Origin of the sequence: Pseudescherichia sp. AS216 (assembly GCF_037152055.1) — a bacterium.
Lineage (GTDB): Bacteria > Pseudomonadota > Gammaproteobacteria > Enterobacterales > Enterobacteriaceae > Pseudescherichia.
Genome location: NZ_JBBCMV010000008.1, coordinates 1 through 24,592, shown reverse-complemented (window position 1 = coordinate 24,592; position 24,592 = coordinate 1). Strand labels below are relative to the sequence as shown.

Annotated in this window: 17 protein-coding genes and 1 riboswitch; of the genes, 12 read left to right on the top strand and 5 right to left on the bottom strand. The window is 57.9% G+C overall.

Going from position 1 to position 24,592, the window contains the following annotated elements; genetic code table 11:
* Positions 1-96 precede the first annotated feature (96 nt).
* The 4 genes from metB to katG all read left to right on the top strand — a co-directional run bounded on the left by metB (position 97) and on the right by katG (position 7,156).
* Complete coding sequence (gene metB / locus WFN61_RS18945; RefSeq protein WP_103821662.1) at positions 97-1,257, top strand: cystathionine gamma-synthase; 1,161 nt, start codon at positions 97-99, stop codon at positions 1,255-1,257.
* Positions 1,258-1,259: 2 nt separating this feature from the next.
* Positions 1,260-3,692 carry a bifunctional aspartate kinase/homoserine dehydrogenase II gene (locus WFN61_RS18940; protein ID WP_312273729.1) on the top strand — a complete coding sequence of 811 codons (2,433 nt, stop codon included), beginning with the start codon at positions 1,260-1,262 and terminating at the stop codon, positions 3,690-3,692.
* Positions 3,693-3,895: 203 nt separating this feature from the next.
* The gene (gene metF / locus WFN61_RS18935; protein WP_144818803.1) at positions 3,896-4,786 is read left to right on the top strand and encodes a methylenetetrahydrofolate reductase; all 891 of its coding nucleotides are present in this window, start codon (positions 3,896-3,898) and stop codon (positions 4,784-4,786) included.
* 189 nt (positions 4,787-4,975) lie between these two features.
* A complete protein-coding gene (gene katG / locus WFN61_RS18930; RefSeq protein WP_312283135.1) occupies positions 4,976-7,156 on the top strand; it encodes a catalase/peroxidase HPI in 2,181 nt (726 codons plus the stop codon).
* A gap of 46 nt (positions 7,157-7,202) precedes the next feature.
* On the opposite strand, the gene WFN61_RS18925 is transcribed toward katG, so the two are convergent.
* From WFN61_RS18925 to argE, 3 genes are all read right to left on the bottom strand, one after another.
* Entirely contained in the window at positions 7,203-8,927 is a 1,725-nt protein-coding gene (locus WFN61_RS18925; protein WP_337039092.1) for a phosphoethanolamine transferase CptA, read from the bottom strand.
* 140 nt (positions 8,928-9,067) lie between these two features.
* Positions 9,068-11,719 carry a phosphoenolpyruvate carboxylase gene (ppc, locus tag WFN61_RS18920; protein ID WP_144818797.1) on the bottom strand — a complete coding sequence of 884 codons (2,652 nt, stop codon included), beginning with the start codon at positions 11,717-11,719 and terminating at the stop codon, positions 9,068-9,070.
* Positions 11,720-11,956: 237 nt separating this feature from the next.
* Positions 11,957-13,108: an acetylornithine deacetylase gene (gene argE, locus WFN61_RS18915; protein WP_144818795.1), complete on the bottom strand. Its 1,152-nt coding sequence runs from the start codon at positions 13,106-13,108 to the stop codon at positions 11,957-11,959.
* A gap of 88 nt (positions 13,109-13,196) precedes the next feature.
* Here argE and argC point away from each other — a divergent pair, with 88 nt between their 5' ends.
* The 4 genes from argC (at position 13,197) to oxyR (ending at position 17,501) form a co-directional block, all read left to right on the top strand.
* Positions 13,197-14,201 (top strand): N-acetyl-gamma-glutamyl-phosphate reductase, encoded by a 1,005-nt coding sequence (gene argC / locus WFN61_RS18910; protein ID WP_144818793.1) that lies wholly within the window; start codon positions 13,197-13,199, stop codon positions 14,199-14,201.
* Between the two features lie 6 nt (positions 14,202-14,207).
* Entirely contained in the window at positions 14,208-14,984 is a 777-nt protein-coding gene (gene argB / locus WFN61_RS18905; protein WP_257759152.1) for an acetylglutamate kinase, read from the top strand.
* Positions 14,985-15,061: 77 nt separating this feature from the next.
* Positions 15,062-16,435, top strand: coding sequence for an argininosuccinate lyase (gene argH, locus WFN61_RS18900; protein ID WP_144818789.1), 1,374 nt, complete (start codon positions 15,062-15,064; stop codon positions 16,433-16,435).
* Positions 16,436-16,583: 148 nt separating this feature from the next.
* Positions 16,584-17,501: a DNA-binding transcriptional regulator OxyR gene (gene oxyR / locus WFN61_RS18895; protein WP_144818787.1), complete on the top strand. Its 918-nt coding sequence runs from the start codon at positions 16,584-16,586 to the stop codon at positions 17,499-17,501.
* Here the strand turns inward: oxyR and sthA are convergent.
* Positions 17,484-18,884 carry a Si-specific NAD(P)(+) transhydrogenase gene (gene sthA, locus WFN61_RS18890; protein ID WP_144818785.1) on the bottom strand — a complete coding sequence of 467 codons (1,401 nt, stop codon included), beginning with the start codon at positions 18,882-18,884 and terminating at the stop codon, positions 17,484-17,486. The genes oxyR and sthA overlap by 18 nt on opposite strands.
* Before the next feature lie 231 nt (positions 18,885-19,115).
* Between sthA and fabR the strand changes: the two genes are divergently transcribed.
* Together fabR and WFN61_RS18880 are read left to right on the top strand one after the other, a co-directional pair.
* The gene (gene fabR, locus WFN61_RS18885) at positions 19,116-19,754 is read left to right on the top strand and encodes an HTH-type transcriptional repressor FabR (RefSeq protein WP_144818783.1); all 639 of its coding nucleotides are present in this window, start codon (positions 19,116-19,118) and stop codon (positions 19,752-19,754) included.
* 10 nt (positions 19,755-19,764) lie between these two features.
* Positions 19,765-20,124 (top strand): YijD family membrane protein, encoded by a 360-nt coding sequence (locus WFN61_RS18880; protein WP_042394669.1) that lies wholly within the window; start codon positions 19,765-19,767, stop codon positions 20,122-20,124.
* Between the two features lie 71 nt (positions 20,125-20,195).
* Here WFN61_RS18880 and trmA read toward each other — a convergent pair whose 3' ends face one another.
* Positions 20,196-21,296, bottom strand: coding sequence for a tRNA (uridine(54)-C5)-methyltransferase TrmA (gene trmA, locus WFN61_RS18875; RefSeq protein ID WP_337039091.1), 1,101 nt, complete (start codon positions 21,294-21,296; stop codon positions 20,196-20,198).
* A 117-nt stretch (positions 21,297-21,413) separates the two neighbouring features.
* Positions 21,414-21,591, top strand: a riboswitch (cobalamin riboswitch).
* A gap of 65 nt (positions 21,592-21,656) precedes the next feature.
* Here trmA and btuB point away from each other — a divergent pair.
* Complete coding sequence (gene btuB, locus WFN61_RS18870) at positions 21,657-23,501, top strand: TonB-dependent vitamin B12 receptor BtuB (protein WP_312273726.1); 1,845 nt, start codon at positions 21,657-21,659, stop codon at positions 23,499-23,501.
* Entirely contained in the window at positions 23,446-24,327 is an 882-nt protein-coding gene (murI, locus tag WFN61_RS18865; RefSeq protein WP_257759155.1) for a glutamate racemase, read from the top strand. Before btuB ends, murI begins: the two co-directional genes overlap by 56 nt.
* The last annotated feature ends 265 nt before the right edge of the window (positions 24,328-24,592 follow it).

The window sequence follows — 24,592 nt, the reverse complement described above, 5'->3', positions numbered from 1 at the left end:
CGCAAAGAAGTTTAGATGTCCAGATGTATTGACGTCTATTGTCACAATGCTATTCTGTGGCCTGATTTTTCATCCATTAAGCCAGGAAGCCTTCACATGACGCGTAAACAGGCCACCATTGCAGTGCGTAGCGGATTGAATGATGACGAGCAGTACGGCTGCGTTGTCCCGCCGATCCATCTCTCCAGCACCTATAACTTCACCGATTTTAACGAGCCGCGCGCGCATGACTACTCCCGCCGCGGTAATCCGACGCGTGATGTGGTCCAGCGTGCGCTGGCGGAGCTGGAAGGCGGGGCGGGGGCCGTGCTGACCAATACCGGCATGTCCGCTATCCACCTGGTGACCACGGTTTACCTGAAGCCTGGCGATCTGCTGGTGGCCCCGCACGACTGCTACGGCGGCAGCTACCGTCTGTTTGACAGCCTGGCGAAGCGCGGCTGCTATCGCGTTCTCTTTGTCGATCAAAACGATGAGCAGGCTCTGAAGGCGGCGCTGGCTGAACAACCGAAGCTGGTGCTGATCGAAAGTCCAAGTAATCCATTGTTGCGCGTCGTGGATATTGCGAAAATCTGTCAGCTGGCCCGCGAAGCCGGTGCCGTGAGCGTGGTGGATAACACCTTCCTCAGCCCGGCGCTGCAAAACCCGCTGGCCCTGGGGGCGGATCTGGTGCTGCACTCCTGCACCAAGTACCTCAACGGTCACTCCGACGTGGTTGCAGGTGTGGTGATTGCCAAAGAGGAAGCGACCGTCACCGAACTGGCATGGTGGGCGAATAATATTGGTGTAACCGGCAGCGCGTTTGATAGCTACCTGCTGCTGCGCGGCCTGCGTACGCTGTCGCCGCGTATGGAAGTGGCCCAGCGTAATGCCCAGGCGATCGTTGCGTTTCTGAAGACGCAGCCGCTGGTGAAGAAGCTTTATCACCCGTCGCTGCCGGAAAACCAGGGCCATGAGATTGCTGCCCGCCAGCAAAAAGGCTTCGGCGCGATGCTGAGCTTTGAGCTGGACGGTGATGAGCAGACCCTGCGTCGTTTCTTAAGCGGCCTGTCGCTGTTTACGCTGGCAGAGTCGCTGGGCGGGGTGGAAAGTTTGATCTCCCATGCGGCCACCATGACGCACGCGGGCATGGCCGCCGAAGCGCGCGCTGCCGCCGGCATCTCCGAGACGCTGCTACGCATCTCGACCGGTATTGAAGATGGTGAAGATTTAATTGCCGATCTGGAAAATGCATTCCGGATCGCAGCGAAGGGGTAAACATGAGTGTGATTGCGCAGGCAGGGACGAAGAGTCGTCAACTGCATAAGTTTGGTGGGAGTAGTCTGGCGGATGTGAAGTGTTACCTGCGTGTCGCCGGTATCATGGCGGAGTATTCGCAGCCTGGCGATATGATGGTGGTCTCGGCCGCCGGCAGCACCACCAACCAGTTGATCAGCTGGCTGAAGCTCAGCCAGACCGACAGGCTCTCTGCGCATCAGGTTCAACAGGCGCTGCGCCGCTACCAGTCCGAGCTTATCAGTGGATTACTTCCCCCTGAGACAGCCGATGGATTAATCAGCGAATTTATTCACGATCTGGAGCGTCTCGCCGGCCTGCTCGACAGCGGCGTTACCGATGCGGTCTATGCCGAGGTGGTAGGCCACGGCGAGATCTGGTCCGCGCGATTGATGTCCGCCGTACTTAATCTGCAGGGGCTGAACGCCGCCTGGCTGGACGCGCGGGAATTTTTACGCGCCGAGCGCTCTGCCCAACCCCAGGTTAACGAAGGGCTTTCTTATCCGCTGCTGCAACAGCTGATGGTGCAGCACCCTGGTAAACGGCTGGTGGTGACCGGTTTTATCTGCCGCAACGATGCGGGAGAGACCGTACTGCTGGGGCGTAACGGCTCTGACTACTCGGCAACGCAGATTGGCGCCCTGGGCGGCGTCTCTCGGGTGACCATCTGGAGCGACGTGGCCGGGGTCTACAGCGCCGACCCGCGTAAGGTAAAAGATGCCTGCCTGCTGCCGCTGCTGCGTCTCGACGAAGCCAGCGAGCTGGCCCGTCTGGCCGCGCCGGTGCTGCACGCCCGCACGCTACAGCCGGTCTCCGGCAGCGATATCGATCTTCAGCTGCGCTGCAGCTACAACCCGGAACAGGGCTCTACGCGCATCGAGCGCGTGTTGGCTTCCGGGACAGGCGCGCGCATCGTCACCAGCCACGATGACGTCTGCCTGATTGAGTTCCAGGTTCCGCCGAGCCAGGACTTCAAGCTAGCGCATAAAGAGATCGACCTGATCCTGAAGCGCGCCCAGCTGCGTCCCCTGGCGGTAGGCGTGCATACCGATCGCAACCTGCTTCAGCTCTGCTATACCTCAGAGGTTGTCGACAGCGCCCTAAAGCTGCTCGACGAAGCCGGGCTGCCGGGCGAGCTGCGTTTGCGCCAGGGGCTGGCGCTGGTAGCGCTGGTTGGCGCGGGCGTGTGTCGTAATCCACTCCATAGCCACCGCTTCTGGCAGCAGCTCAAGGGTCAGCCGGTAGAGTTTATCTGGCAGTCCGACGACAGCATCAGCCTGGTGGCGGTGCTGCGCGTGGGCCCAACGGAGAGCCTGATTCAGGGCCTGCACCAGTCGCTGTTCCGCGCCGAGAAGCGCATTGGCCTGGTGCTGTTCGGCAAAGGCAACATCGGTTCGCGCTGGCTGGAGCTGTTTGCCCGCGAGCAGAGCGCGCTTTCCGCCCGCACCGGCTTTGAATTTGTGCTGGCGGGGGTGGTAGACAGCCGTCGCAGCCTGCTGAGCTACGAGGGGCTGGACGCCAGCCGCGCGCTGGCCTTCTTTAATGACGAAGCGGTGGAGCACGAAGAGGACTCCCTGTTCCTGTGGATGCGGGCGCACCCCTATGACGATCTGGTGGTGCTCGACGTCACCGCCAGTGAGCAGCTAGCCGATCAGTACCTCGACTTTGCCAGCCACGGTTTTCACGTTATCAGCGCCAACAAGCTGGCCGGCGCGAGCACCAGCGACAAGTATCGCCAGATCCACGACGCCTTCGAAAAAACGGGCCGTCGCTGGCTCTACAACGCCACCGTGGGCGCGGGCCTGCCGGTGAACCATACCGTACGCGATCTCATCGACAGCGGTGACTCAATTCTCTCTATCAGCGGCATCTTCTCTGGAACCTTGTCGTGGCTGTTCCTGCAGTTTGACGGCACCGTGCCCTTTACTGACCTGGTCGATCAGGCCTGGCAGCAGGGGCTGACCGAGCCGGATCCACGCGTGGATCTCGCCGGTAAGGATGTCATGCGCAAGCTGGTGATCCTCGCCCGCGAGGCGGGGTATAACATCGAGCCGGATCAGGTACGCGTTGAGTCGCTGGTACCCGCCGGGTGTGAAGAGGGCTCGGTGGATCACTTCTTTGAAAACGGTGATGTGCTGAACGAGCAGATGGTTCAGCGTCTGGAAGCCGCGCGTGAGATGGGGCTGGTGCTGCGCTACGTGGCGCGCTTTGATGCCAACGGCAAAGCGCGCGTTGGCGTAGAGGCGGTGCGTCCCGAGCACCCGCTGGCGGCGCTGCTGCCGTGCGATAACGTCTTCGCCATTGAGAGCCGCTGGTACCGCGATAACCCGCTGGTGATCCGTGGCCCAGGCGCAGGGCGTGACGTCACCGCGGGCGCTATTCAGTCGGACATCAACCGCCTGGCGCAGCTGCTGTAGTTAATATTTATCCCCTCTCTGCCAGGAGAGGGGCCTTCTGCCTCTGACATGCGCTTTTTTCATCATCCCTGAATACTCCTCACCTATAACCGCGATATTTCTGTTGACGTTATCCCGCTTTTACGTCATTTTGGCATCTGGACGTCTAAACGTATAGAAGTTCACACGACAACAACCAAGACACGCGATTGATGAGGTAAGGTATGAGCTTTTTTCACGCCAACCAGCGGGAAGCCCTGAATCAGAGCCTGGCAGAAGTGCAGGGGCAGATTAACGTATCCTTTGAATTTTTCCCGCCGCGCACCAGTGAAATGGAACAAACCCTCTGGCACTCCATCGATCGCTTAAGTAGCCTGAAGCCGAAGTTTGTCTCGGTCACCTACGGGGCGAACTCCGGCGAGCGCGACCGCACTCACAGCATCATCAAGGGCATTAAAGATCGTACCGGCCTTGAGGCCGTGCCGCATCTGACCTGTATCGACGCGACCCGTAACGAACTGCGCGCGATTGCTCAGGATTACTGGAATAACGGTATTCGCCATATTGTAGCCCTGCGCGGCGATCTACCGGCAAACGGCGGCAAACCAGAGATGTACGCTGCCGATCTGGTTGCGCTTTTAAAAGATGTTGCCGATTTTGATATCTCTGTGGCCGCCTATCCTGAAGTGCATCCCGAGGCCAAAAGCGCCCAGGCAGATCTGCTCAACCTGAAGCGTAAAGTCGACGCCGGTGCGAGTCGGGCCATCACCCAGTTCTTTTTTGACGTCGAGAGCTATCTGCGTTTTCGCGACCGCTGCGCGGCGACCGGCATTGACGTTGAGATTATCCCAGGCATTCTGCCGGTCTCTAACTTCAAGCAGGCGAAAAAGTTTGCCGACATGACCAACGTGCGTATTCCAGCCTGGATGTCGCAGATGTTTAACGGCCTCGATGACGATGCCGAAACCCGTAAGCTGGTAGGGGCAAGCATCGCCATGGACATGGTGAAGATCCTGAGCCGCGAAGGGGTAAAAGATTTCCACTTCTATACTCTGAACCGCGCTGAAATGAGCTACGCTATTTGCCACACGTTGGGTGTACGTCCAGCGCTGTAAAAACCGCTTCGGCGGTTTTTTATTGTCCAATTGATTCGGGTGATGAATGCCATTGTCAGAACCCATATCTGCCACTTAATTACTAATAAAAACAGACGGATTTAACTATCAAATCTGTGGATGAATTCAACTATCTCTCATTAACAGTGGTGTATATCGTAGCGGTAACACCATATTGGGAGCAGATAGATGAGTGCATCAGACGATATCCATAACACACTTTCCACAGGCAAATGTCCGTTTCACCAGGGCAGCGTCGACCGCAGCGCCGGGGCGGGAACAACCAGCCGCGACTGGTGGCCGAAACAGCTCCGCGTTGACCTCTTAAATCAGCACTCAAACCGCTCTAATCCGCTGGGCGACGATTTTGACTACCGTAACGAATTCAGCAAACTCGACTACGCTGCACTGAAAGGCGATCTCAAAGCGCTGCTTACCGATTCACAGCCCTGGTGGCCTGCGGACTGGGGCAGCTACGTCGGTCTTTTCATCCGTATGGCATGGCACAGTGCAGGGACCTACCGCTCTGTCGACGGGCGCGGCGGCGCGGGTCGCGGTCAGCAGCGTTTTGCCCCTCTTAATTCATGGCCCGATAACGTCAGCCTGGACAAGGCGCGCCGTTTACTGTGGCCGGTTAAGCAGAAGTATGGCCAGAAAATTTCCTGGGCCGATCTCTTTATCCTCGCCGGTAACGTGGCGCTGGAGAACTCTGGTTTCCGCACCTTTGGTTTCGGTGCCGGACGTGAAGACGTTTGGGAGCCGGATCTGGACGTTAACTGGGGCGACGAAAAAACCTGGCTGAAGCATCGCCATCCTGAAGCGCTGGCAAAAGCGCCGCTGGGCGCAACCGAGATGGGCCTGATCTACGTTAATCCGGAAGGCCCGGACCATAGCGGGGAGCCTGTCTCTGCCGCTGCCGCCATTCGTGCCACCTTCGGCAACATGGGGATGAATGACGAGGAGACCGTGGCGCTGATTGCAGGCGGCCACACGCTGGGTAAAACCCACGGCGCGGCGGCAGCTACGCACGTTGATGTCGATCCTGAGGCCGCGCCTATTGAAGCGCAGGGCCTGGGCTGGAGCAGCAGCTACGGCAGCGGCAGCGGCGCAGATGCCATCACCTCCGGGCTGGAAGTGGTCTGGACGCAGACGCCAACCCAGTGGAGCAACTACTTCTTTGAGAACCTGTTCAAATACGAGTGGGTGCAGACCCGCAGCCCGGCGGGCGCGATCCAGTTCGAAGCGGCTGATGCCCCGGAAATTATCCCCGATCCTTTCGATCCGGCGAAAAAGCGTAAGCCCACCATGCTGGTGACCGATCTGACGCTGCGTTTCGATCCCGAGTTCGAGAAGATCTCCCGTCGCTTCCTGAACGATCCGCAGGCTTTCAACGAAGCCTTTGCCCGGGCCTGGTTCAAGCTGACGCACCGTGATATGGGGCCAAAAGCGCGCTACATCGGCCCGGAAGTGCCAAAAGAGGATCTGATCTGGCAGGACCCGCTGCCGCAGGCGATCTTTAATCCATCTCAGGACGATATTGCCAGCCTGAAAGCTGAGATTGCCGCCTCTGGCCTCTCGGTAAGCGAGCTGGTGTCGGTTGCCTGGGCTTCTGCCTCTACCTTCCGCGGTGGCGATAAGCGTGGCGGCGCGAACGGGGCACGGCTGGCGCTGGCTCCGCAACGTGACTGGGAGGTCAACGCAACGGCGGTTCGCGCTCTGCCGGTGCTGGAGGCCATTCAACGCACGGCAAACAAGGCATCGCTGGCGGACATTATCGTTCTGGCTGGGGTGGTCGGCGTTGAGCTGGCGGCGAAAGAGGCGGGCGTGGCTATCGATGTGCCGTTCGCACCGGGTCGCGTGGATGCTCGTCAGGATCAGACCGATGTCGATATGTTTGAGCTGATGAACCCCATTGCCGACGGTTTCCGTAACTACCGCACGGCGCTTGATACGTCGACCACCGAGTCGCTGCTAATCGATAAAGCGCAGCAGCTGACGCTGACCGCACCGGAAATGACGGCGCTGGTAGGTGGCCTGCGCGTGCTGGGCGCGAACGCCGACGGCAGTCAGTACGGCGTCTTTACCCAGCGCGTGGGCGTACTCAGCAATGACTTCTTTGTTAACCTGCTGGATATGCGCACCGAATGGAAGGCAACGGATGATAGCGCTGAGCTGTTTGCAGGGCGGGATCGCCTGAGCGGCGAGGTGAAATATACCGCCACCCGTGCCGACCTGGTGTTTGGCTCTAACTCCATCCTGCGGGCGCTGGCGGAAGTCTACGCCAGCAACGACGGCCACGAGAGGTTTGTGAAGGCCTTCGTCGCCGCCTGGGTGAAGGTGATGAACCTCGACCGCTTCGATCTGCGCTAAACGCTAAATATGAAAATCCCCGCTTGTGCGGGGATTTTTTTAGACGTTATTGCACGGTGTCCAACGGCAGTGCATCAAAGTCATGCAGGGCGTTTTTCTTGTACGGGTTACCAATCCAGCGCGTGGCCTGCACAAACTGCGGGCTGGTGATTGACCGGGTAGGGTCAAAGCCATCGTAGCGCAGCCCTGCCAAATCGGACCAGGTATGGATCAGCTGTGAGCTGCTGTACTTGCGGTCGACGTCGGCGGCCAGGTCGCGCGGGTGCGTCTCCTGCCATGACGGTGAGGTCCACAGAATAAACGGGATGGTATACATATGCCGCGTCGGGGCCTCTTCATTACGCCCTTGAATATTATGCGGCGGTGTATCGTAGACCTCTTCCCCATGATCCGAGAAGTAGAGCAGGAAGCCGTTGGGATCGGTGGCTTTGTAGTCGTTAATCAGGCTAGCCAGCACATGGTCATTGAAATGGTTAGCGTTATCATAGGCATTATACGATGCCAGCTGATCCGGGCTTAGGCCTGCCGGTGCACCTTCGGTTTTGCCATCAAAGGTGTTCCACTGTTCCGGGTAGCGGTATGCGTATTTGATATGCGTACCCAGCAGATGCACGATGATGAACTTCTTCGGCGCGGGATCGGCCAGCACCTTCTTAAACGGATCCAGCACGTTGGTGTCGTACTCGCGAGCGCTCTGAGTGCGCTGCTGGTTCATATAAAACTGCTTGTCTGTCTGCTGTGAGAACACCGTCAGCATGGTGTTGCGTTCGGTCATGGTCTGCTGGTTGGTGATCCAGAACGTCTTATACCCGGCCTGCTTCATCAGGTTCATCAGCGACGGTTTGGTCAGGTAGAGATCCGGGTTTTTCTCGTCGGCAAAGGTCAGCGCCTGCTGCAAAATCTCAATGGTGTAAGGGCGCGACGTCACCACGTGGTTGAAGACCGTCAGGTTCTTGTCGGTTTTATGCATCTTATCCAGCTCCGGCGTGGTTTCACGCGGGTAGCCGTAGAGGCTCATATGGTTACGCTGCGTTGACTCACCAATGACCAGTACCAGCGTGCGCGGTGCGCTGCCGGAGCTATCCTGCAGGTTCGCCAGCGGCGGCAGGGCACTGTTGCTATCTAACAGTTTGGTCAGGCTCGCCAGCTGATGGCGATATTCGACATAGCCCGAGACAAACTGCCACGGGGCGGCGGGCTCAAGGCGACCTGAGAGACTGATCAGCGCCCGCTTAACGCTCTTCTTCTGGAACAGCACCTTATGCGCGATCGGGTTAACGATCAGCCCATAGAAGATGGCAACGCAAACCAGCCAGCGCGATGGCTTCGGAACCGTGACCGGACGCAGGCGCGTCCACAGGAAGATGGCCACTGCCGTATAGCCCAGCGCCACCAGCACCAGCTTCAGGCTGAAGTACTGGCTCAGAAATTCACTGGCCTCGCTGGTGTTGGACTCAAACATGACGTACAGAACGCTCTGAGAGAACTCCTGCCCGTAAATAACGTAGTAGCCCAGCGCGGCGAGCGAGGGGAGCCACAGAATAACGCCGATAATCGCCGCCGTTGTACGTATACGTTGCGGAAAGAGCAGCAGCGGAATCAGCCACAGGGAACTGAACAGCAAGGAGTCGCGCAGGCCCACGGAGCCGCTGTAGCCGGTGACAATAATGGCGACCTGCAGGACGGAAGAGAAGTAACAGACAAAGAGCAAGGCCCACAATAAGGCCTTCCAGCTAAAAGCGGCCTTCGCCGGAGAAGATGTAGAGAGCATAACAAAAACGTGCCTTATCAAAGTCGCTGGAGTAGCGCGCAAAGATTAAGCAGGGTTGCTTAAGTTAACCTTAACGAGGCGAGGGTAATGTAAATAGCGCTTCCCCCGCCCGATTGCGGAGGAAGCGGAGAGGAGCAGGATTAACCGGTGTTACGCATGCCAGCTGCCACGCCAGCGATGGTGACCATCAGCGCCTGCTCAACGCGCGGATCGGGCTCCTGACCTTGCTCTTCCGCCTGACGCGAGCGGTGCAGCAGCTCGGCCTGCAGCACGTTGAGCGGATCGGTGTAGATGTTACGCAGCTGGATAGACTCGGCGATCCACGGCAGATCGGCCATCAGATGCGAGTCGTTGGCGATGGCCAGTACCACCTTGATGTCATCTTCCAGCAGCTGACGTAGCTCGCTGCCCAGCGGCCACAGCGCCTGTTTAACCAGACGGCGGTCGTAGTAGTCCGCCAGCCAGAGGTCGGCCTTAGCGAAGACCATCTCCAGCATCCCCAGACGGGTGGAGAAGAACGGCCAGTCGCGGCACATCGTTTCCAGATCGCTCTGTTTACCCTCCTGCATCACCTTTTGCAGGGCTGCGCCCGCGCCTAACCAGGCAGGCAGCATCAGGCGGTTCTGCGTCCAGGCAAAGATCCATGGAATAGCGCGCAGGGACTCCACGCCGCCGGTAGGGCGACGTTTTGCCGGACGCGAGCCGAGCGGCAGTTTGCCCAGCTCCTGCTCCGGCGTGGCGGAACGGAAGTAGGGGACAAAATCTTCATTTTCACGTACGTAGCCGCGATACATCTCACAGGAGATATCCGACAGCTCGTCCATGATGTGACGCCACTCCTCTTTCGGCTCCGGCGGCGGCAGCAGGTTGGCTTCCAGAATGGCGCTGGTGTAAAGCGACAGACTGCTGACGGTGATTTCCGGCAGGCCGTACTTGAAGCGGATCATCTCGCCCTGCTCGGTCACGCGCAGGCCACCTTTCAGGCTACCCGGCGGCTGGGAGAGCAGCGCCGCATGGGCCGGGGCACCGCCGCGGCCAATGGAGCCGCCGCGACCGTGGAACAGCGTCAGCTCAATGCCCGCTTTTTCACAGGTCTTGATCAGCGCATCCTGCGCCTGGTACTGCGCCCAGGAGGCAGCCATCACGCCCGCGTCTTTCGCGGAGTCGGAATAGCCGATCATGACCATCTGCTTGCCCTGAATAAAGCCGCGATACCAGTCGATATTCAGCAGCTGGGTCATCACGTCGTTGGCGTTGTTCAGGTCGTCGAGGGTTTCAAACAGCGGCGCAACCGGCAGGGCAAAGGTGATCCCCGCTTCTTTCAGCAGCAGGTGCACGGCCAGCACGTCGGATGGGGTTTTCGCCATGGAGATGACGTAGGCGGCAACGGAGCCCTGCGGTGCATCAACAATCGCTTTACAGGTGTTGAGCACTTCACGGGTTTCGTTACTTGGCTCCCAGCTGCGCGGCAGCAGGGGACGCTTCGAGTTCAGCTCGCGGATCAGGAACGCTTGCTTGTCGGCTTCGGACCAGCTTTCGTAGTCGCCAATGCCGAGATAACGGGTCAGTTCGCCCAGCGCTTCGGTATGGCGGGTGCTCTCCTGGCGAACGTCGATACGCACCAGCGGCACGCCAAAGCACTTCACGCGACGCAGGGTGTCCAGCAGCTCGCCGTTGGCGATAATACCCATGCCGCAGGCCTGGAGGGATTTATAGCAGGCGTAGAGCGGCTCCCACAGCTGCTCGTTCTGGCTGATCAGGCCAGCCGGCTTCGGCAGGCGTTGGCCCTTCAGGCGCGCTTCCAGCCAGACCTGGGTCGCCATCAGCTGGCCACGCAGGCCTTTCAACAGGTAGCGGTACGGCTCGCTTGCGCCGGCTTCGCCAACCAGCTCGCTCAGCTCATCGGTACACTCCACCATCGACAGCTCGGAGATGAGCACCTGAATATCTTTCAGGAACAGATCGGTGGCTTTCCAGCGGCTCAGCAGCAGCACGTGGCGGGTGATCTCTGCGGTGACGTTCGGGTTGCCGTCGCGGTCGCCGCCCATCCAGGAGGTGAAACGCACCGGGACAAAATCCACCGGCAGCTTATAGCCGAGGTTTTCGTCGAGCTGCTCGTTCAGCTCGCGCAGGTAGTTCGGCACCCCTTCCCACAGGCTGTTTTCCACCACCGCAAAGCCCCACTTGGCCTCGTCAACCGGGCTGGGACGGTGCTTGCGGATCTCATCGGTATGCCAGGACTGGGCAATCAGCTGGCGCAGACGGCGCATCAGCTGATGGCGTTCGTAATCGGCAATCTCTTTATTATCCAGCTGCTTGAGGCAGTTGTTGACCTCTACCATCTTGTGGATCAGGGTCCGGCGGGTGATCTCTGTCGGATGCGCGGTCAGCACCAGCTCCAGCGACAGCGACTCCACCGCTTTTTTAATGATGCCTTCATTGAGATCGGGCTGATCTTTCAGCTTTCTGAGGGTGCGGGCAATCACTTCCGGGTTGCTGGCCGCTTCGCCCTGCGGCGAAATGCTGTGGTACTGCTCGGCGGTATTCGCCAGATTCAGAAACTGGCTAAAGGCGCGGGCGACCGGCAGCAGTTCGTCATTTGACAGATTTTGCAGCGTGGTAAGCAGCTCCTGGCGGTTGGCTTCGTTGCCCGCGCGTGAGGATTTAGAGAGCTTACGGATCGTTTCGACGCGGTCGAGAATGTTCTCGCCCAGCGCCTCTTTGATGGTCTCTCCCAGCAGCTTGCCGAGCATACTGACATTACTACGCAAAGCGGAATATTGTTCGTTCATGTTAACCCAGACACCCCATCTCAATTATAAATGTCCTGTATCTGAAACCTGCCGGACATTTTTCTCAGTTGTTCTTTATAAAGCCACGTAAAACCCCGGGCGTCAATTGCGGCGAAATCGGTTCAGCAAACGAATAAACGTGCGTAATTTACGAAATTTAATTCGCTTTAAAGCAGATAAGTAGAACTTATGTTAACGGCGGCGTTTTACCCTCTCCCGCAGGAGAGGGTAGCGTGTTTAGTGCCAGCAAAAGTGGTGCACGACCTGGGTAATCAGCTCCCGGGTGGGCTTGATAAAGCGTGTCTCCAGGTACTCATCCGGCTGGTGGGCCTGGTTGATCGACCCTGGACCTAATACCAGAGTTGGACAGAGCGTCTGAATAAACGGCGCTTCGGTGCAGTAGTTCACCACGTCGGTCCTGGTGCCGAGCAGCTTTTCCACGACCTGAACCAACTGGTGATCCGGCGGGCATTCGTAGCCTGGGATCGGCGGATGCAGCTCGGCAACGTTCAGACGTCCCGGCCAACGTTCGCTCACCGGGGCCAGCGCGTCGTTCACCAGACCGTTGAGATCGTTCAGCGTCATGCCCGGCAGAGGGCGAATATCCATGTGCAGCTCGCAGCAGGCGCAGATGCGATTTGAGGCATCGCCGCCGTGCAGGCTACCGAGGTTCAGCGTCGGATAAGGTACGGTAAAGGCCTCAAAGTGATAGCGCTCTTTCAGCGCGTCGCGCAGCTGCATCAGGCGACCAATGGCGTCATGCATCAGTTCAATGGCGTTGACGCCGCGCGCCGGATCGCTGGAGTGGCCTGACTGGCCCAGCACCCGTACCGCCGTAGAGATATGGCCTTTATGGGCGCGGATCGGTTGCAGCGAGGTCGGTTCGCCAATGATCGCGCAGTCCGGACGAATGGCAGCATTCTCAGAGAAGTAGCGCGCCCCCGCCATGCTGGTCTCTTCATCGGCGGTTGCCAGAATATAGAGCGGCTTTTTCAGCCTGGTCACGTCCACGTCACGCAGCGCATCAAGAATAAAGGCGAAAAAGCCTTTCATGTCCGCTGTGCCGAGGCCGTAGAGCTTGTTGTCATGCTCGGTCAGGGTAAAGGGATCGCGGGTCCAACGACCATCATCGAAGGGCACCGTATCAGTATGTCCGGCCAGCAGCAGGCCGCCTGCGCCCTCGCCAATGCTGGCCAGCATGTTAAATTTGTTGCGCGTGTCGGGTACCGGCTGGATCTCTACGTTAAACCCGAGGTCACCAAACCATCCGCCAAGCAGATTGATTAAAGACGCATTGCTCTGATCCAGCGCTTCTTCCGTTGCGCTGATGGACGGTGTGGCTATCAGGGCGCGGTAGATCTCGATAAATGGCGGTAAATTCATTTTCATTGTTGACACACCTTAGGTCGTGATAGTATCAATATTCATGCAGTAAATGTGAATAAAAATACATTAACGTAGAGCATAAAGGAACCCGATGTTGAATACGCTGATTGTAGGCGCTAGCGGTTATGCGGGCGCAGAGCTTGTAAGCTACGTGAATCGCCATCCTCATATGACCATAACCGCTTTGACCGTGTCAGCGCAAAGCAATGATGCAGGAAAATTAATCTCCGATCTGCACCCGCAGCTGAAAGGCATTGTCGACCTGCCCCTGCAGCCAATGTCCGATATCAGCGAGTTTGTTGCAGGTGTCGACGTAGTGTTCCTGGCCACCGCCCATGAGGTGAGCCATGACCTCGCCCCGCAGTTTTTAGCCGCGGGCTGCATCGTGTTCGACCTCTCCGGCGCGTTCCGCGTAAACGATGCCGCTTTCTATGAAAAATTCTACGGCTTTACCCACCAGCACCCGCAGCTGCTTGAGCAGGCGGTATATGGCCTGGCGGAGTGGAGCGCTGACAGACTGAAAGAGGCGAAGCTAGTCGCGGTGCCGGGCTGCTACCCGACGGCGGCGCAGCTGTCGCTGAAGCCGCTGATCGACGCCGGGCTGCTGGATCTCAACCAGTGGCCGGTGATCAACGCCACCAGCGGCGTCAGCGGTGCCGGGCGCAAGGCGGCCATCTCAAACAGCTTCTGTGAAGTAAGCCTGCAGCCGTACGGCATCTTTAACCATCGCCATCATCCAGAGATCACCACTCACCTCGGCACGGATGTGATTTTTACCCCACATCTGGGTAGCTTTCCGCGTGGGATCCTCGAAACCATTACCTGTCGCCTGAAGCCGGGCGTGACCAAAGAGCAGGTTGGGGTCACGTTCCTGCAGGCGTACGCCGATAAGCCGCTGGTGCGCCTCTACGATAAAGGTGTACCAGCGCTGAAAAACGTGGTGGGTCTGCCGTTCTGTGATATCGGTTTTGCCGTGCAGGATGAGCACCTGATTATCGTCGCCGCAGAAGATAACTTACTCAAAGGCGCTGCCGCCCAGGCAATGCAGTGTGCAAATATTCGTTTCGGCTACCCTGAAACGCAGTCTCTTATTTAAGGTGTGATGATGAATCCATTAATTATCAAACTCGGTGGTGTACTGCTGGATAGCGAAGAGGCGCTGGCGCGTCTGTTTACCGCCCTGGTTAACTATCGTGAGGCGCATCAGCGTCCGCTGGTGATCGTTCACGGCGGCGGCTGCGTGGTGGATGAGCTGATGAAGCAGCTTAACCTGCCGGTGACCAAGAAAAACGGCCTGCGCGTCACGCCTGCCGACCAGATCGACATTATTACCGGCGCGCTGGCGGGCACCGCCAACAAAACCCTGCTGGCCTGGGCGAAGAAGCATAAGATTGCCTCGGTGGGTCTGTTCCTCGGCGACGGTGATAGCGTCAAAGTGACCCAGCTTGATGACGATCTGGGCCACGTGGGCCAGGTGCAGCCGGGTTCGCCGGTGCTCATTAACTCCCTGCTGGCGGGTGGTTTCCTGCCGGTTATCAGCTCCATCGGCGTGACCGACGAAGGTCTGCTGATGAACGTCAACGCCGACCAGGCAGCGACGGCGCTGGCGGCAACGCTCGGTGCGGATCTGATCCTGCTCTCCGACGTGAGCGGCATTCTGGACGGTAAGGGCCAGCGCATCGCCGAGATGACGGCGGCAAAAGCCGAGCAGCTGATCGATCAGGGCATTATTACCGACGGCATGATCGTCAAGGTCAACGCCGCGCTGGATGCCGCCCGCACGCTGGGCCGCCCGGTGGATATCGCCTCCTGGCGTCACGCGGAGCAGCTTCCGGCACTGTTCAACGGCACGCCGATTGGCACGCGCATTTTGGCATAATCGATTTATTGTTTTGTAGGCCCGGTAAGCGCAGCGCCACCGGGCAATGAAATTCAAAGATATTAAGGAAGCATGTTATGGCACTTTGGGGTGGGCGTTTTACACAGGCAGCGGATCAACGGTTCAAACAGTTCAACGACTCTTTGCGCTTCGACTACCGCCTGGCCGAACAGGATATCGTCGGCTCTGTGGCCTGGTCCAAAGCGCTGGTGACGGTGGGCGTACTGACCGCCGATGAGCAAGTGCAGCTAGAAGCGGCGCTGAACAACCTGCTGGAAGAGGTGCGTCTTAACCCGGAGCAGATCCTCGAGAGCGATGCCGAAGACATCCATAGCTGGGTGGAAGGCAAGCTGATCGACAAGGTTGGCCCGCTGGGTAAAAAACTGCACACCGGCCGGAGCCGTAACGACCAGGTGGCAACCGATCTGAAGCTGTGGTGTAAAGAGACCGTGGCCGAGCTGCTGGCGGCAAACCGTCAGCTGCAGGGCGCGCTGGTTGAGACCGCGCAGGCTAACCAGGATGCAGTGATGCCAGGGTATACCCACCTGCAGCGTGCGCAGCCGGTGACCTTTGCCCACTGGTGCCTGGCCTACGTTGAGATGCTGGCCCGTGACGAAAGCCGCCTGCAGGATGCGCTGAAGCGTCTGGACGTTAGCCCGCTGGGCTGCGGGGCGCTGGCAGGAACGGCCTATGAAATTGACCGCGAGCAGCTGGCGGGCTGGTTAGGCTTTGCCAGCGCGACCCGTAACAGCCTCGATACCGTATCCGATCGCGACCACGTGCTGGAGCTGCTCTCTAACGCCTCTATCGGCATGGTGCACCTGTCGCGCTTTGCCGAAGATCTGATCTTCTTTAACACCGGTGAAGCAGGCTTCGTTGAGTTGTCTGACCGCGTCACCTCCGGCTCTTCGCTGATGCCGCAGAAGAAAAACCCTGATGCGCTGGAGCTAATCCGTGGCAAATGCGGTCGCGTGCAGGGGGCACTGACCGGCATGATGATGACCCTGAAAGGTCTGCCGCTGGCCTATAACAAAGATATGCAGGAAGACAAAGAGGGGCTGTTTGATGCCCTGGACACCTGGCTGGACTGCCTGCACATGGCCGCGCTGGTGCTGGACGGCATTCAGGTGAAACGTCCGCGCTGCCAGGAAGCGGCGCAGCAGGGTTACGCTAACGCCACCGAGCTGGCGGACTACCTGGTCGCGAAGGGCGTGCCGTTCCGTGAGGCGCACCATATTGTGGGTGAAGCCGTGGTAGAAGCGATTGCCCAGGGTAAACCGCTGGAGGATCTGGCTCTCGCCGATCTGCAAAAATTCAGCAGCGTGATTAGCGACGACGTCTATCCAATCCTCTCTCTGCAATCCTGCCTGGATAAGCGTGCGGCGAAGGGCGGGGTATCGCCAACGCAGGTTGCGCAGGCCATCAACGATGCTAAAGCTCGCCTGATTTAATCACGCCATCGCAAGAGACGCCGGGCCTGTGCCCGGCTTTTTTTTGTACAAAAAATGGCATGCAGGGTCAGAGAGTGCTTGATAGGGATAATCATTGATTGCTATTCTATCTATCGCCATGAACTATCGTGGCGTCGGAGGATGAATAATGAATATTCGTGATCTTGAATACCTGGTAGCGTTAGCCGAACACCGTCATTTCCGCCGGGCGGCGGACTCCTGCCACGTTAGCCAGCCCACGCTCAGCGGGCAGATCCGCAAGCTGGAGGATGAGCTTGGCGTGATGCTGCTGGAGCGTACCAGCCGTAAAGTGCTGTTTACCCAGGCTGGCCTGCTGCTGGTAGATCAGGCGCGCACCGTATTGCGTGAGGTCAAGGTGCTCAAGGAGATGGCAAGCCAGCAGGGGGAGGCCATGTCTGGACCGCTGCATATTGGCCTGATCCCGACCGTTGGACCCTACCTGCTGCCGCAGATTATTCCGCTGCTGCACCAAACTTTCCCTAAGCTGGAGATGTATCTGCACGAAGCGCAGACGCAACAGCTGCTGGCCCAGTTGGACAGCGGCAAGCTGGACTGTGCCATTCTGGCGCTGGTGAAAGAGAGCGAAGCCTTTATTGAAGTGCCGCTGTTTGATGAGCCCATGATGCTGGCAATCTATGAGGATCACCCGTGGGCGAACCGCGACCGCGTGCCGATGGCAGACCTCGCTGGTGAGAAGCTGCTGATGCTGGAAGATGGCCACTGCCTGCGCGATCAGGCGATGGGCTTCTGCTTTGAGGCGGGTGCGGACGAAGATACACACTTCCGCGCAACCAGCCTTGAAACGCTGCGTAATATGGTTGCTGCAGGCAGCGGGATTACCCTCCTGCCAGCGTTGGCCGTGCCGCCTGAACGCAAGCGCGACGGGGTGGTTTACCTGCCGTGCATCAAGCCGGAGCCGAAGCGCACCATTGGCCTGGTTTACCGTCCGGGATCGCCGCTGCGCAGCCGCTATGAGCAGCTGGCTGAGGCCATCCGTACAACAATGGATGGCCATTTCGACAGAGCGTTAAAAGAGGCGGTTTAAGCCATTTAACGCGGCTACCCGATAGGCTTCCGCCATGGTTGGGTAGTTAAAGGTGGTGTTAACAAAGTACTCAATGGTGTTACCGCCGCCTTTCTGCTCCATAATCGCCTGGCCGATATGAATAATTTCGGCCGCGCGCTCACCAAAGCAGTGGATCCCCAAAATCTCTTTTGTCTCGCGGTGGAACAGGATCTTCAGCGTCCCGACGCTCATCCCCACAATCTGCGCCCGCGCCAGGTGCTTAAACTGCGCCCGACCCACCTCATAGGGCACCTTCATGGCGGTGAGCTGCTGCTCTGTTTTACCGACCGAGCTGATCTCCGGAATGGTGTAGATCCCGGTGGGAATATCTTCCACCAGATGCGCCGTCGCTTCGCCTTTGACCATCGCCTGAGCAGCAATGCGCCCCTGATCGTAGGCGGCAGAGGCCAGGCTTGGGTAGCCGATAACGTCACCCACGGCGTAGATATGCGGCTGCGCGGTCTGGTACATGCTGTTAACCTTGAGCAGTCCCCGGCCGTCAGCGTCCAGGCCAACGTTGGCCAGCTGCAGGCTATCGGTATTACCGGTGCGTCCGTTGGCGTAGAGCAGGCAGTCGGCCTTAAGCTTTTTGCCTGACTTCAGGTGCATAATCACCCCGTCGTCCGTACCCTCAATCTGCTCGTACTCTTCGTTGTGGCGGATCACGACGCCGTTGTTCCAGAAGTGGTAAGAGAGCGAGTCCGACATCTCCTGATCGAGGAACGCCAGCAGACGATCGCGGGTGTTGATCAGATCGACTTTGACATCCATTCCCCGGAAGATCGACGCGTATTCACAGCCGATCACCCCTGCACCGTAGATGATCACATGGCGTGGCTCATGCTGCATGCTTAGGATCGAGTCGCTGTCATAAACGCGAGGATGGGAAAAGTCGACGTCTGCCGGATGGTAGGGGCGGGAGCCGCAGGCAATGACAAACTTCTCTGCCGTCAGCGTCTCTACCGTACCGTCATGGCACTCCAGCGCCAGGGTATGCGCATCAACAAAGTGGGCATCGCCCTGCAGAATTTCACAGCGGTTACGCTCGTAAAACCCCTGACGCATGCGCGTCTGCTGATTGATAACGCTGTCGGCGTGGTTAAGGATGTCGGCAAAAGAGGAGCGCAGAAGGCGGGAGTGATCGCTGTACAGAGGGTTTTGATTAAATTCGATAATCCGGCTGACCGCGTGGCGAAGCGCCTTCGAGGGGATGGTGCCCCAGTGGGTGCATCCACCGCCCACGTTATGGTATCGCTCAAGGACGGCGATCCTGGCACCTTGTTTCACCAGCCCCATGGCAGCACCTTCGCCACCGGGACCGGAACCTATCACTATTGCATCGTAATCGTAAGTGTGTGGCATGGTAGGGCTTACCTGTTCTTATACATAAAAACAACATAATACTAACATCGTTAGGGTGATAACCCAATTATCGCGCTGTTTTTTTGCCGTGCTATTTTTTAATTCTGCTGGCGCGCGCATTAACATCATTAAAGGTGCAACAGTATGTAAACAATCATTCACAAAGCCAGGCAAACCGATTAGCTTATCTCTGGTATAGTGCCAGCAGGCCTTTGGAAGGATTCAGACATCGTGATGGGCGTTAGAGCGCAACAAAAAGAACGAACCCGGCGTTCGCTGGTGGAAGCGGCATTTAGTCAGCTAAGCGCTGAGCGTAGTTTTGCCAGCCTGAGCCTGCGCGAAGTGGCGCGTGAGGCGGGCATTGCCCCCACGTCATTCTATCGCCACTTCCGCGATGTCGATGAGCTCGGCCTGACCATGGTCGACGAGAGCGGCCTGATGCTGCGCCAGCTGATGCGCCAGGCGCGCCAGCGCATTGCCAAAGGCGGGAGCGTGATCCGCACCTCCGTCTCTACCTTTATGGAGTTTATCGGCAATAACCCCAACGCGTTTCGCCTGCTGCTGCGCGAACGTTCAGGTACCTCCAGCGCTTTTCGTGCTGCCGTCGCCCGCGAGATCCAGCACTTCATCGCGGAACTTGCCGACTATCTTGAACTCGAAAGCCATATGCCGCGGTCATTCACCGAGGCACAGGCCGAAGCGATGGTCACCATTGTATTTAGCGCCGGCGCAGAAGCGCTGGACGTCGGTCCGGAGCAGCGCAGGCAGCTGGAAGAGCGCCTGGTACTGCAACTGAGGATGATTTCGAAAGGCGCTTACTACTGGTATCGCCGTGAGCAGGAAAGAATGTCGCACCAACCCGAAGAGTGAAGGACGAGTAATGAAACAGTCAGGTCAAGATAAAGGTACGTTGCTGCTGGCGCTGATCGCTGGCTTATCGATTAACGGCACGTTTACGGCGATTTTTAGCTCGATTGTGCCGTTTTCGCTGTTCCCGGTTATCTCGCTGGTGCTGGCTGTCTACTGCCTGCATCAACGCTATCAAAACCGCACTATGCCGCTGGGGCTGCCGGCGCTGGCCGCCGCCTGCTTTATCTTAGGCGTGCTGCTCTACAGCGCGGTGGTGCGGGCCGAGTATCCGGCCATTGGCTCTAACTTTGTCCCTGCGGTGCTGTCGGTGGTGCTGGTATTCTGGATTGGCTACCGCATGCGTAACCGCAAGTACGAGCTGACAGAGTAGACGAAGCGTCAGGGTTATTAAGTAGGCCGGATAAGCGTAGCGCTATCCGGCGTTTTCAGCAGGCAGTAGGTTTATTTTCTGGTCAGCAGCACCCCGCACTCCATATGGTGCGTATAGGGGAACTGATCAAACAGCGCCAGGCGTTCAACCTGATGCGTCTGGCTGAAGGTTTCCAGATTCTGGCACAGCGTCTCCGGGTTGCAGGAGATGTACAGAATACGTGGGTAGGCCTGCACCATCTTCTCTGTTTCGCTATCCAGGCCGCTGCGCGGCGGATCGACAAAAATCGTTTCACAGCAATAGCTCTTCAGATCGACGCCCTGCAGGCGGTTAAATTCACGCACCCCGTTCATCGCCTGGGTAAACTCCTCTGCCGCCATGCGGATAATCTGCACGTTGTCGATCTGGTTAGCGGCGATGTTGTACTGCGCCGCTGCCACCGACGGTTTGGCGATTTCGGTCGCCAGCACGCGCTCGAAGTTGCGTGCCAGCGCCAGAGAGAAGTTGCCGTTACCGCAGTACAGCTCCAGCAGGTCGCCGGTTGACCCTGCGGTCACGTTCAGCGCCCACTCCAGCATCTGAATGTTCATCGCCGCGTTAGGCTGGGTAAAGCTGTTCTCTACCTGACGATAGATCATCTCCTGGCCCGCTACCGGCAGACGCTCGTCAACGTAGTCCCGATCCAGCATGACCTTGGTTTTGGTCGCCCGACCAATGATATGCACGTCCAGTCCCTGCTCCCGCAGCGCAGCGCGCAGAGCCTGCGCCTCGGCATGCCACGCTTCGTCCAGCTTTTTATGGTACAGCAGGGTCACGATAGCCTGACCGCTAAGGGTGCTGAGGTAGTCGATCTGGAACAGCTTGAAACGCAGAACATTATTACCCCGCACGCTGTTCATTATTGCAGCCATTAACTGGTTGATCAGAGCGCTGGCGGCTGGGAAACTATCTACACGGATCCGGCTTTTGGTCTGCTGATCGAAGATGATGTGGTACAGGTCATCTCCGTCGTGCCAGATACGAAACTCGGCCCGCATCCGGTAATGGCTTACAGGAGAGCGAAACACCTCCGGCGCAGGCGCGGAAAAGGGCGTCATCATCTTTTGCAGACGGACCACTTTTTCGGCCAGCTGAGCGTCGTACTGTTCTATCGGGAGGTGTTCGGGGGTCATGATGCGTCCTGAGTGAAAATAGATTACGCGGGGATTGTAGGGATTGCGTGCGTATTGTCCAGTCCCAGCGTTTTTACTTTTCTTCTCTTAGCAGTCTGGACATCTATAAGTACCTACAGGTAGCATCCACGCTCCGGTCCTGTGAGTTAAAAGGGAATCCAGTGAAAATCTGGGGCTGACGCGCAGCGGTAAGGAGAGTTGGAGTGATAGCAAAAGCAGACACTGCCGCAAGGCGGGAAGTCATCACTCCGGAAAATCTCCAAGCCCGAAGACCTGCCGGTATACGTCGCATTTGGCTTTCATCATCGCGAGCTATTGATGGGCCTGCGGCATCCTTCTTATATTGTGGATGCTTTTACAATGATAAAAAAAGCTTCGCTGATGACGGCGCTCTCCGTCACAGCATTTTCCGGCTGGGCGCAGGACAGCAATCCAGACACCTTGGTCGTTACCGCAAGCCGTTTTCAGCAGCCGGTAAAAACGGTGCTGGCACCAGTCAGCGTTGTCACCCGCCAGGATATCGATCGCTGGCAGTCAACCTCCGTAACCGATGTGATGCGTCGTCTACCTGGCGTAGATATCTCGCAGAACGGCGGCCTGGGGCAGATCTCTTCTCTTTATGTGCGCGGCACTAACTCCAGCCATGTGCTGATCCTGGTCGACGGCGTGCGCCTCAACCAGGCCGGCGTCAGCGGCTCGTCCGATCTCAGCCAGTTTCCGCTGGCCTTAGTACAGCGCATTGAATACATTCGTGGCCCGCGTTCGGCAGTGTACGGCTCCGACGCTATCGGCGGGGTGGTGAATATTATCACTACGCGCGAGAAAAACGGCACGACGCTGTCGGCAGGCATCGGCTCGAAAGGCTATCAGAACTACGAAGCCAGCACGCAGCAGGATCTGGGAGACAGCACCCGTGTGACGCTGGCAGGCGACTACACCTATACCAAAGGCTTTGATATCGGTGCTGAAGGGAACACCGGTGGCCTGGCGCAGCCTGACCGCGACGGGTTTATGAGCAAGACGCTATACGGTGCGCTGGAGCATAGCTTCTCTGAACAGTGGAGCGGCTTTGTGCGCGGCTACGGCTATGACAACCGTACCGACTACGAAGGCTACTACAGCAGCTTCACGCCGGACGTGTTGGTAGATACGCGCCAGCTCTACAGCCAGACCTGGGACGCGGGTCTGCGCTTTAACGGCGATATCTTCCGCTCTCAGTTGCTGACCAGCTATGGTCACAGTAAAGACTTTAACTACGATCCGCATCTGGGGCGTTATGACTCTAACGCCACGCTGGATGAGATCAAGCAGTACAACGTACAGTGGGCCAATACCGTTGACGTCGGGCAGGGCAACGTCGGGGCGGGCTTCGACTGGCAGAAGCAGAGCACCGAGCCGGGCACCAACTACGTTACCGACGGTTACGATCAGCGCAACACCGGCGTCTACCTGACCGCGCTACAGCAGCTGGGTGACTTCACTTTGGAAGGCGCGGTGCGTAGCGATGACAACTCGCAGTTTGGTCGTCACGGTACCTGGCAGAGCAGCGCCGGCTGGGAGTTTATCGAAGGCTATCGCTTTATTGCCTCCTACGGTACTGCGTATAAAGCACCGAACCTCGGTCAGCTGTATGGCTTCTACGGCAACGACGATCTCAACCCGGAAGAGAGCAAGCAGTGGGAAGGCGCTTTTGAAGGCCTGACGGCGGGCGTGAACTGGCGCGTCTCCGGCTACCGTAACGACGTAGACAACCTCATCGATTATGACGATGGCGCGATGAAGTACTACAACGTGGGCAAGGCGCGCATTAAAGGCGTGGAAGCGACGGCATCTTTCGATACCGGCCCGCTGGGACACAGCCTGAGCTACGACTACGTCGATTCACGTAATGCGGTGACTGACGAGCCGCTGGCACGCCGTGCGAAGCAGCAGGTGAAGTATCAGCTCGACTGGCAGGTCTACGATCTGGACTGGAGCGTAACCTATCACTACCTGGGCACGCGCTACGATACGGACTACACCACCTATCAGCGGATCAAGATGGGCGGCGTCAGTTTATGGGACGCAGCAGTATCGTATCCGATCACCTCACAATTCACCGTTCGTGGTAAAATAGCTAACCTGTTCGATAAAGATTACGAGACAGTTTATGGCTACCATACTGCAGGACGAGAATACAACGTCTCTGGCAGCTACACCTTCTGACCCAAGACCCACCGTGCTGGTGTTTGACTCTGGCGTCGGTGGGCTATCCGTCTATGATGAGATCCGGCGTCTCCTGCCGGACCTCCATTACATCTATACGTTTGATAACGTTGCCTTCCCGTACGGGGAGAAGTCAGAAGCATTTATCGTTGAGCGCGTGGTGGAGATTGTCACCGCCGTTCAGGCCCGTTATCCGCTCTCTCTGGCGGTGATTGCCTGTAATACTGCCAGCACCGTCTCACTTCCTGCGCTACGCGAGAAGTTCGGCTTCCCGGTGGTGGGCGTTGTGCCCGCTATTAAGCCTGCGGCACGCCTAACCGCCAACCGCATCGTTGGCCTGCTGGCAACTCGCGGCACGGTAAAGCGTCCTTATACGCACGAGCTTATTCAGCGCTTTGCTAATGAATGTCACTTTGAACTGCTGGGCTCGTCTGAGCTGGTGGAGATAGCCGAAGCGAAGCTGCATGGCGAACCGGTCTCTCTCGACAAGCTACGTCGTATTCTTCGCCCGTGGTTACGGATGCCGGAGCCGCCGGATACCGTTGTCCTCGGCTGCACCCACTTCCCGCTTCTCCAGGAGGAGCTGCTGCAGGTGCTCCCGGAAGGAACGCGGCTGGTGGATTCCGGCGCGGCGATTGCGCGTAGAACCGCATGGCTGCTTGAGCATGATGCACCCGATGCTAAATCCTCTGATGAAAACATCGCATACTGCATGGACGTAACGCCGGAGACTGTACAATTACTGCCCGTTTTGCAGCGATACGGCTTCAAATCGCTTGAAAAACTCGCAACAGATAGCGGGTTTGCACAAAAAAGAGACGCTTGAAAGATTTTTTGAAATTAGCTCTTGTCAGCCCGGAATAACTCCCTATAATGCGCCTCCACTGACACGGAACAACGGCATACAGGCCGCCGGGTCAGCGGGACTTCTCCGGAAGTTCTGACAGAGAAAAGCGAAAAATAAACGCTTGACTTTGAATGAGGAAAACGTATTATACGGGACCTCGCAACGGTGAGCGAAAGCCGCGTTGCACTGCTCTTTAACAATTTATCAGACAATCTGTGTGGGCACTCGAAGACATGGATTCTTA